The organism is Porphyromonas sp. CAG:1061, from assembly GCF_000435035.1.
GTDB lineage: Bacteria > Bacteroidota > Bacteroidia > Bacteroidales > Porphyromonadaceae > Porphyromonas_A > Porphyromonas_A somerae.
The window spans coordinates 6,415-11,590 of sequence record NZ_HF988893.1 but is presented as its reverse complement, the minus strand read 5'-3'; the positions used below and the strand labels follow the sequence as shown (position 1 = coordinate 11,590).

The window sequence follows — 5,176 nt, the reverse complement described above, 5'->3', positions numbered from 1 at the left end:
CGAGAATGGCACTTCGTGCAACATTCTCTGTAACTGTATCAGATAAAAACTTACTGCTAAAAAATATGCGGAACATACCGAGGTATATTCCGCATATTATATTTAGTGGATATTGGAGATTACTCCCACTCAATGGTTGCTGGTGGCTTAGATGAGCAGTCGTAGACTACACGATTAATGCCCTTCACATTATTAATGATCTCATTGGAGACCTTGGCGAGGAACTCGTGAGGGAGTTTCGCCCAATCGGCCGTCATTGCATCGATGGAGGTGACAGCTCTCAAGGCACATACATACTCGTAAGTACGCTCGTCGCCCATCACACCAACTGAGCGGATGGGTAATAAGATGGCTCCAGCTTGCCATACTTCTTCATAAAGCCCCCACTCCTTGAGTAGTGATATATATATATGGTCTGCTTCCTGAATAATCCGCACTTTTTCGGGGGTAATATCACCTAAGACACGGATGCCTAAACCTGGGCCAGGGAATGGATGACGGAAAATCATATCGTGCTTCATACCCAGTTCGAGACCAACCTTTCGCACTTCATCTTTAAAGAGCAGCCGGAGAGGCTCCACCAACTTCAGCTTCATCTTTGCTGGCAAACCGCCCACATTGTGGTGGCTCTTAATCACTTGCCCTGTAATTGAGATCGACTCAATCACATCGGGGTAAATCGTTCCTTGTGCCAACCACTTGACATCTTGGATCTTGCTCGCCTCTACCTCAAAGACATCAATGAAGCCTTTGCCAATAATCTTGCGTTTCTTCTCTGGATCAGAGACGCCGGCAAGTTGACGGAAAAAGTAATCCTTTGCGTCTATCCCCTTTACATTCAGCCCGAGATGCTTATAATCGTCCAGCACTTGCTCAAACTCCCCCTTTCGAAGCAAACCATGATCCACAAAGATACAGGTCAATTGGTTGCCAATTGCTTTATTGAGCAAAACTGCTGCCACACTAGAGTCCACACCACCACTTAGAGCGAGTAGCACCTTGTCACTTCCGAGCTGCTTTCTTAGCTCTGCCACCGTGCTCTCAACAAATGATGCAGGGGTCCATTCCTTAGCCACTTTGCAGATAGAAAGGAAGTTGTCCAGCAATTTAGTTCCCTCTTCCGAGTGTGCCACCTCGGGATGGAATTGCACACCCCAAATCTCCTTGCCCTTAATACGATAAGCAGCATTTTCGATCGTCTCTGTACTTGCCAATCGTTCGCCATCTGTAGGCAGTTGTGTAATGGTATCACTGTGTGACATCCAAACGGTACTCTTGGAGGAAAGTCCTTTGAGAAGGGGATCCTCGGCGAGTATATCCAAGTGAGCCCTTCCATACTCACGAGTAGCAGATTTCCCTACTGCTCCACCCAACTGACTAGCGATGAACTGAGCCCCATAGCAGATCCCTAATAGAGGCACCTTGGGTAGCTTGCTAAGATCTATCCGAAACGCCTCTGGCTGAGAGACGGAGTAAGGGCTACCAGAGAGAATAATACCCTTGAGGCTCTCCTCGGTCTTAGGAACATAATGGTATGGGTGCACCTCACAATAGACGCCTAATTCGCGTATGCGACGAGCAATCAGCTGAGTCGTCTGCGACCCAAAGTCTAGGATGATAATCTTATCAAGCATAATCTATATCACTATTATCAGTTGTCAATTTCTCTTTTCTCCAATAGATGAGGTCTCAGTCTCTGCGTCCTTTCAAGTGACTGCTCCATTTCCCATGCCTCGATCTTGGCAGGATTGCCTGAGAGCAGTACCTCTGGCACCTTCCAGCCTTGGTAATCTGCAGGGCGGGTATAGATGGGCGGAGCCAAAAGGTTGTCTTGGAAAGAATCGCTCAGTGCACTCTGTTCATCGCCTAGCACACCAGGTATAAGGCGAACCACGGCATCCGTGATGACGGCAGCTGGGAGCTCGCCCCCAGTAAGTACAAAGTCGCCAATGGATATTTCTCGAGTAATGAGATGCTCACGAATACGGTGGTCGATACCTTTATAGTGACCGCAAAGGATGATTATATTTTGTGCCAAAGAGAGAGTATTTGCCAATGGTTGCGTTAGGATTTCGCCATCGGGTGAGGTATAGATCACCTCGTCATAGCTACGCTCTTGCTTCAGGGCTTTGATGGCATTGTCCACCGGCTCAATCTGCATCACCATACCGGCAGCACCGCCGAATGGATAGTCGTCCACCCTACGCCACTTATCGGTGGTGTAGTCTCTAAGATTGTGCACGTAAATCTCAGCCAGCCCCTTATCTTGGGCTCTCTTAAGGATGGAGGTATGCACAAAGTCCTCCAACATCTCTGGCAAAACGGTCAGTATATCTACCCTCATATATGGGGCAAAGTTACTTAAAAGTAAAGAAACAGACTATAAACGACACACACATATATACGCAACATAGAGAGTGGCTCTACCTTCCACGCCAATAGCTGAGCCACGCAAAGTGCTTTCGCTCTTGAAGGTATGAGGGTTGAGACTGGTAGGCATAGGCTTCACGTTCAAAGCCAATTCGCCAATAAGCTCCCGTACCTCCGGCTATTCGGCGTACCAACCACTCGACAGCATAGATGAGATAAAAGCCCACATAAAGGAGTTCTCGCATCTGTGCTGTATGAATCTTTTCGTGCCGGATAAGGGACTCATCGACTTTGCCACGATGATCACTTCTCACTACGATACAACCTAGCAGATTGATCGCGATGAAGGGACGGAAAGGGACGAGACGGCTAAAGTAGACCTTCACTAGGGATCAGCTTAATCTCTAAAGCGCTTCCAAGTGACCTCCTCACCATTTTCGTGGCGAGCCAAAACGCGTGCCAGCACAAAGAAGTAGTCGCTCAGACGATTGATAAAGTTCTTTACGCCAGCCTCTATCTCTGCTTCAGGGTCGGCATCGAGGAGTTGGTAGATCACCCTTTCGGTACGCCTTGCTACCGTCCTACAGATGTGGGCAACACTAGCGGCTTGACCACCAGCAGGGAGAATAAACTCCTTCAGTTTTGGGAGCTGAGAGTCCATAATATCGATCTGACGCTCCAAGTGGAGGATATCCTCAGGGGAAACACCCGAAGGGACGTCATACTCCCTCTTTTGTCCCCTAAAATCTGCTGCCAGGTAGGCGCCACATGTAAAGAGACGATCTTGAATCATCTCAAGCGTCGCATCCTGACCTATCTCGGTAGGGGTCAACGCCCGCAGCAGCCCCACAAACGAATTGAGTTCATCGGCCGTACCATAAGTATTCAGCCTCAGCGAACCTTTAGAGACCCGTTGTCCACTCATTAGGGAAGTCTTTCCCTTGTCACCTGATCGCGTATATACGGAGCTTTTCTTTATCTCTTTCTCTTCCATAATATCTCATTTATATAGTTTACTACATTGTCGTTCTGTAAAGGTACTTAACTCTCGGCATATCCACCACCAATATTGCCTCGTAAAGGTCTAATATCAGCCCTGAGGGTAGCTTTTCAACCCACTCTTTTATCTGCGCCCTTGTAGTTGGCCTGGGCAAGAAAAGCAACAGTCCATTATTGAGTTCCTCAAGAGCGGGTAGCCTTTCCATACTACGTGCTATGCATAGCGTTCGCCCTAAAAGTGGGGAAGGTTGAGCGCTGACCTGAAGGGTAGACTTGGCCAACTTCACCACCTCTATCAATGGGTCTCCCACTGGAAGCACCACTGCATCCAGATCACAGCGAGCCACCAAGCGATAAATCAAGCGTGCTAATGGGCTGGCAAATAGTTTTGGATAATGCTCAAAATGATAATAGATGGCATACGGACGAATTAGCGAAAGAATCATCACATACCCTTTGGGCGAATGCACTCCTCTTCCACGTCCATACCTCAACCTCCTAAAAACACGCCACCGATAGGGGCTAAACCGACTATACATCTTCATCAGGACAAAAGTACACAATTTTTGAATTACGGTAACTCAAAAAAAATGAATACCTTTGAAGAAGAATAAGGACATTCAACTAACGATGTAGATATTATGAATAGAATTAAGATTACGATCATAGGAATACTGCTAACTATCGGTATTGGCAGTTGCTCAACAGTAGCCATTAGTGGCAGGAACCGAATCGACTTGGTACCCGATTCACAAGTACTCTCCACTAGCTTTGCACAATATGCTCAATTTATTTCTAAAGCCCCAAAGAGCAAGGACCCTAAACAGACCCAACGTGTCGTAGCGATTGGACAGAGAATAGCCAAGGCGACAGACACCTACCTAAGGAGTGTAGGGATGGCTACCGATGCAGATAACTACAGATGGGAATTCAACCTCATTGCCGACAGACAAATCAATGCCTTTTGTATGCCAGGAGGCAAGATTGTGGTGTATGAGGGCATTTTACCTATTGCCAAAACTGATGACCAACTCGCTACCGTTATCTCGCACGAGGTAGCTCACGCCGTTGCCAAACACGCCAATGAGCGGATGAGCCAGCAGATTCTTAAGCAGTATGGAGCTGGGGCACTCAGTTTGCTTCTAGCAGGCAAGGGTGGGCTCACTCAGCAGATGGGAGGAATTCTATACGATGTAGGCTCCACAGCCTTCTTTACCCTACCCTACAGCCGCAAGCATGAGTACGAGGCCGACATCATAGGTCTTTACCTGATGGCTATTGCAGGGTATGACTATAATCAAGCGGTTCAATTTTGGACCAATATGGCTGGGGACAATAAAGGGAAAGGGCAACAATCTGACTTCTGGAGCACGCACCCTAATGATGCCAATCGCATCAAGAAGATTCAAGAGGAGTTGCCACGCGTGAAGGCTTTTATTGAAGGTGGTGGTAAGAGTGCCCCTGTGAAACCGGCCAACCACAGCAAACTAACTAGTGATATCAATAAAGGACGACAAACTCCGCTTAAACTTAGGTACTAAGACTGTGCTGGCCAAAGCAAGAGCCATTATCCGAGAGGTCCTCAATAAAAAGGATAAAGTACTCGTGGGACTGAGCGGTGGAGCCGACTCCATCGCACTCTCCCACCTCCTTTACCACATGGGTTATAAACTTGTGGTGGTCCACATCAACTTCCACCTAAGGGGTAAGGAGAGTGATCGGGATGCGCAGTTCGTTGCGGACTATCTTGCCAAAAAACTTCCTGAGGCTGAGTGCCACTTTGCAGACGTTGATACTTATGGCAGGG

The 5,176-nt window shown here is 47.7% G+C and carries 7 protein-coding genes; 2 read left to right on the top strand and 5 right to left on the bottom strand.

All coding sequences use genetic code 11. The features are described from left to right. Window positions 1–119 precede the first annotated feature (119 nt). From guaA to QVO39_RS03180, 5 genes are all read right to left on the bottom strand, one after another. Window positions 120–1,634: a glutamine-hydrolyzing GMP synthase gene (guaA, locus tag QVO39_RS03200; protein WP_021903005.1), complete on the bottom strand. Its 1,515-nt coding sequence runs from the start codon at window positions 1,632–1,634 to the stop codon at window positions 120–122. A gap of 17 nt (window positions 1,635–1,651) precedes the next feature. After that, the gene (trmD, locus tag QVO39_RS03195; RefSeq protein WP_021903004.1) at window positions 1,652–2,344 is read right to left on the bottom strand and encodes a tRNA (guanosine(37)-N1)-methyltransferase TrmD; all 693 of its coding nucleotides are present in this window, start codon (window positions 2,342–2,344) and stop codon (window positions 1,652–1,654) included. A gap of 79 nt (window positions 2,345–2,423) precedes the next feature. Beyond that, window positions 2,424–2,756, bottom strand: coding sequence for a hypothetical protein (locus tag QVO39_RS03190; RefSeq protein ID WP_021903003.1), 333 nt, complete (start codon window positions 2,754–2,756; stop codon window positions 2,424–2,426). 11 nt (window positions 2,757–2,767) lie between these two features. Then, window positions 2,768–3,364 (bottom strand): cob(I)yrinic acid a,c-diamide adenosyltransferase, encoded by a 597-nt coding sequence (locus QVO39_RS03185; protein WP_021903002.1) that lies wholly within the window; start codon window positions 3,362–3,364, stop codon window positions 2,768–2,770. A gap of 22 nt (window positions 3,365–3,386) precedes the next feature. Further along, window positions 3,387–3,914 carry a hypothetical protein gene (locus QVO39_RS03180; protein WP_021903001.1) on the bottom strand — a complete coding sequence of 176 codons (528 nt, stop codon included), beginning with the start codon at window positions 3,912–3,914 and terminating at the stop codon, window positions 3,387–3,389. A 96-nt stretch (window positions 3,915–4,010) separates the two neighbouring features. Here QVO39_RS03180 and QVO39_RS03175 point away from each other — a divergent pair, with 96 nt between their 5' ends. Further along, a complete protein-coding gene (locus QVO39_RS03175; protein ID WP_018028796.1) occupies window positions 4,011–4,910 on the top strand; it encodes a M48 family metallopeptidase in 900 nt (299 codons plus the stop codon). Between the two features lie 4 nt (window positions 4,911–4,914). Continuing rightward, the coding region (locus QVO39_RS03170; RefSeq protein ID WP_288171710.1) for a PP-loop family protein at window positions 4,915–5,176 on the top strand (262 nt) is incomplete at its 3' end.

Bases quoted from the DNA above. Each gene is read 5' to 3' on its own strand.
- QVO39_RS03180 (WP_021903001.1), bottom strand. From the start codon at position 3,914: ATGAAGATGTATAGTCGGTTTAGCCCCTATCGGTGGCGTGTTTTTAGG.
- guaA (WP_021903005.1), bottom strand. From the start codon at position 1,634: ATGCTTGATAAGATTATCATCCTAGACTTTGGGTCGCAGACGACTCAG.
- trmD (WP_021903004.1), bottom strand. From the start codon at position 2,344: ATGAGGGTAGATATACTGACCGTTTTGCCAGAGATGTTGGAGGACTTT.
- QVO39_RS03185 (WP_021903002.1), bottom strand. From the start codon at position 3,364: ATGGAAGAGAAAGAGATAAAGAAAAGCTCCGTATATACGCGATCAGGT.
- QVO39_RS03175 (WP_018028796.1), top strand. From the start codon at position 4,011: ATGAATAGAATTAAGATTACGATCATAGGAATACTGCTAACTATCGGT.